At 52.2% G+C, this 3,626-nt stretch carries 5 protein-coding genes; 4 read left to right on the top strand and 1 reads right to left on the bottom strand.

The window, feature by feature from the left end; translation table 11 throughout:
• Positions 1–157: 157 nt before the first annotated feature.
• Both MJ257_RS24320 and MJ257_RS24325 read left to right on the top strand, forming a co-directional pair.
• Positions 158–352, top strand: a complete 195-nt coding sequence (locus tag MJ257_RS24320) for a hypothetical protein (RefSeq protein WP_178019263.1) — start codon at positions 158–160, stop codon at positions 350–352.
• A gap of 206 nt (positions 353–558) precedes the next feature.
• Positions 559–978, top strand: coding sequence for a DUF2500 domain-containing protein (locus MJ257_RS24325; RefSeq protein ID WP_240271759.1), 420 nt, complete (start codon positions 559–561; stop codon positions 976–978).
• A 123-nt stretch (positions 979–1,101) separates the two neighbouring features.
• On the opposite strand, the gene MJ257_RS24330 is transcribed toward MJ257_RS24325, so the two are convergent.
• The gene (locus MJ257_RS24330; protein ID WP_240271760.1) at positions 1,102–2,424 is read right to left on the bottom strand and encodes a phytoene desaturase family protein; all 1,323 of its coding nucleotides are present in this window, start codon (positions 2,422–2,424) and stop codon (positions 1,102–1,104) included.
• 266 nt (positions 2,425–2,690) lie between these two features.
• Here MJ257_RS24330 and MJ257_RS24335 point away from each other — a divergent pair, with 266 nt between their 5' ends.
• Both MJ257_RS24335 and gerQ read left to right on the top strand, forming a co-directional pair.
• Complete coding sequence (locus MJ257_RS24335; protein ID WP_240271761.1) at positions 2,691–3,113, top strand: cell wall hydrolase; 423 nt, start codon at positions 2,691–2,693, stop codon at positions 3,111–3,113.
• Between the two features lie 41 nt (positions 3,114–3,154).
• Positions 3,155–3,601 carry a spore coat protein GerQ gene (gene gerQ / locus MJ257_RS24340; RefSeq protein ID WP_240271762.1) on the top strand — a complete coding sequence of 149 codons (447 nt, stop codon included), beginning with the start codon at positions 3,155–3,157 and terminating at the stop codon, positions 3,599–3,601.
• Positions 3,602–3,626: the final 25 nt, after the last annotated feature.

Raw genomic sequence — 3,626 nt, forward strand, 5'->3', positions numbered from 1 at the left:
AAGAAATGAAAAAATATTGTGACGTTCATCATATTGTGAAAATTATCACGTGCACTCTCGAGACTTTGTGATATATTTAACTTGTAAGAAAGATCAGTAACAAACGGCAAGAAAAAAACGGAGCGAACGCTCCCCATTACGATAGGAGTGGATCTAGATGAAAACAGCTCAAGAAGAAACCGTAACCCGCAATTACCTCCAGTTTTGCTACAACTGCGAAGACGCTCACCTGTGCACGACCGAAGAACAGTGCAAAGCTTGCTGGGCGGAGAAAGGACTTGACGAGGCGTTCGAAATGGAAGCCGATGGCGCCGAAGAGACCCGTCAACTGTTGTTCGAGTATTATGCTTAACTCTATACATCTCCGTTTCGTCCCCAAGTAACCTCCGGTTCGCAAATTCGAATCGGGGGTTTTTGGTTTTTCTATAGAACTCTTGGACAAGAGTGGCATATTTTCTGGACACGGTGAATAACAAGTTTTATTTCGCGCCGGCATATACTTAGGGAGAAAGGGGAGTACAGCGGTTCGGAGCAACCTCTTGAAGGAGGGATGATGCTATGCAGTCTTGGACGGAAATGTTTGGCGTGGTGGAAACAGCGCTGCCGGTCTTGTTCGTCGTGATTATCGGGATTCTGGCCGTGACGGTAACCGGCGGGTTTCTTCGGTCCATCGGAAACAACAAGCAGCCGGTGCTTAGCGTTCAGTCCGTTATCGTCGGCAAGCGGACGGAGGTCAGCCACCGTCATGACACCGACACATCGGTGAACCGTTCCGACACGAAGTATTATTTGACCTTCGAGGTCGAAAGCGGCGATCGCTTAGAGTTTGCGGTGTCCGGGACGGAATACGGGCAATGCGCGGAAGGAGACGAAGGCAAGCTGACGTTTCAGGGACGCCGTTACCACGGATTCGAGCGGGTGGGCCGAACCTATCGGACCGAGCTGCAGGAATACCGGAAATCGCATAGCTCCGGGTAACGAGAAAAATGACAGGAAAGGCAGGCAGGGCAAGGTTGAAGCAGACGGGAAGCAAAAAAACAGAAGCGTAACGAAAAGTCGGATCATGACGACTCTTGCGGATACGCTTCTGTTTTTGTTTGTCTAATAGGATAAAGCCTTGGTTTTTGCTTGCTCCAGAATCGCCTGTGCGACGGCGCGGCCGCTGGAAAAAGCACGTTCCGCTAATTCGCCCTTGCCTTCACAGCCGTCCCCGCAGAAGAAGAAGGGCACGCCGGCCAGTCGGTTGGGCAGCAGCTTGTTGGTGTGAATATTCTTGACGCTGGCGACCATCGCTTTCTTAGATACGCGTTTGACCTCCACAAACTCGCGCCAATTCGGATAGTACGTATCGAACAAGGCTTCCATTTGCTGGGTTTTTAGCTCCAGATATTGCTTCTTCTGCTCTTCGTCGGTGAAGTCATCGTTCAAGTAGGCGATGCCCTGCAACAGCTGGCCGTGTACAGGAGCGACCGTATAATCGGTGGCAGAGACGTCGCTGATAAAAATCTTATGGTCCATATCGCTGATATAGTGGAACGGACGGGCGACGACTTTGGAGAAACCGACGTCGTACACAAGCACTTCTGTCGAGGTGCTGTCCTTGTACGGTTCCAGCGTGCTGGCCCATGGCGTATTCTCCAGCAGTTTGGTCACCTGCTGTACCGGCATGGCGAAGATCACTTGATCGTAAACAAGCTGTTGTCTTGTTTTCGTATTCAGTACGAATTTTCCGTCTTCCATCGTAATCGATTCGACCGGCTCTTTGACGGCGATGTCCCAGGCATCGTTGCCGCCGATTTTATCGATCAACTGATCGGTAATCGTTGCCCAGCTGCCCAGAATGTAGCTAACCGGCCGGCCGGAGAGGAACAGGTTATGATAATATTCCGCGATCACCTCGCCGGACACTTTGCGCGCTTCCTCCGGCGTGATGAAGAAGTTGGAGCATACGAGATGTTCCCACAGCTCTTTTACATCCGCCGAAGCGTGCGAGTGGTCCAAATAATCGCCGAGCGTCCGATGTTGCTTCAAATGATGGATGTTCCCGATGACGGCAGCGATTTCGGCGACGAACCGGACTTTCTCCTTGGGTGTCAGTACATCCGTCTTCATAATGTTGACGAAGTCGAGCGGGGCAGGGGTTAAACGTCCGTGTTTGGCGTACATGACTTTCCGTTTGTCCACTTGCTTGCTTTGAAACTTCAAATGCAGCTCTTCTTCCATGGAATGGAGCGTATGTCTGTCGATGCCGTATACCGCGTGTGCTCCGTAGTTCAGAGTAAATCCCGATTTCTCATAAGTGAAAGCCCGTCCGCCGAGCTGCGGGCTCCGTTCAAACACTGTACCGGACGTATCGCCGCGGTCCGACAGGTATGCAGCAGCCGTAAGCCCGGCCAGGCCGCCGCCAATAATCGCGATTCTCATGAGGTAACCTCCTAAAAGGTATAATGAAGCAACCGTTTTATAACGAAACCAGCAAAAACGTATAAAGAAACGTTATTCATCTACAGTATATGCTATTCATGTAAGCGCGTCCATAGAAATAGACACGAAATGTTCAAGATTGCAACCGTATTCACATAGATCCCGGCAATCGGGAACTTGACACCGATTTTTTTCCAACGGCAAGCACAAAGATAGGCGAGTGCACATAGGATATATCGTTCAGCAGAGAGGGAGGAGGAGCCAATTTGGCCGTCATTAAAGCAAACTCCGAAGACGTTAGGCTGCTGGCGCGCCTGATGCGCGCGGAAGCGGAGGGAGAAGGCGAACAGGGCATGTTGATGGTCGGCAATGTCGGCGTGAACCGAATTTTGGGCAATTGTCTTGATTTTCGGGATATCCGCGACATGAATCGGATGGTGTTTCAGAATCCCGGCGGGTTTGAAGCTACGGTGAAAGGCTATTTCTACCAACGGGCACGTGACCGCGACATCCGATTGGCGCAGCGCGTCATTAACGGCGAACGGGTCTGGCCGGCTTCCAACGCCTTGTGGTTTTTCCGGCCTGCGGGAGATTGCCCGGCGACCTGGTATAACCAGCAGAACACCGGCCGGTTTAAAGCGCACTGTTTCTTTGCTCCATCCGCAGAAGACTGCCCTTCCGTATACTAACTCGAGTTTTGCTTGACCAATCATAAGGAGGAATGAATTGCATGTTTACTCAGCCATACCGGCCGACCGCGTATCCTGCGGGCCAAGCTACTTATCCGACAACGCCCCTCGGAGGCGGATATCCGCAGCCAACCACAGGGGGCATGCCGCCCCAAGTGCCGAGCGGAAGCACGATGATGCCCGGAGGCACCGTGATGCCCCTGCCAGCACAGGCCTACGAGCAGTCCTACATCGAGAATATCTTCCGTCTGAATTTGGGCAAAATCGGAACGTTCTACATGACTTACGAAAACAACAGCGAATGGAATGCGAAGGTCTTCAAAGGCGTGCTGGAAGCCGCCGGCCGCGACCATATCATCATCAGCGATCCGACGACCGGCGTGCGCACCGTCATGCTGATGGTCAATTTCGACTATGCGACGTTCGACGAACCGCTCGTCTATCAATACCCCGGCGTGATCGGTTCCCCGCCGCCGACGAGACGATAAAACAGTAAGGTCCCCTTGCTAAACG

It is taken from the genome of Paenibacillus timonensis, assembly GCF_022427145.1.
Classification (GTDB): Bacteria; Bacillota; Bacilli; order Paenibacillales; family Paenibacillaceae; genus Fontibacillus; species Fontibacillus timonensis.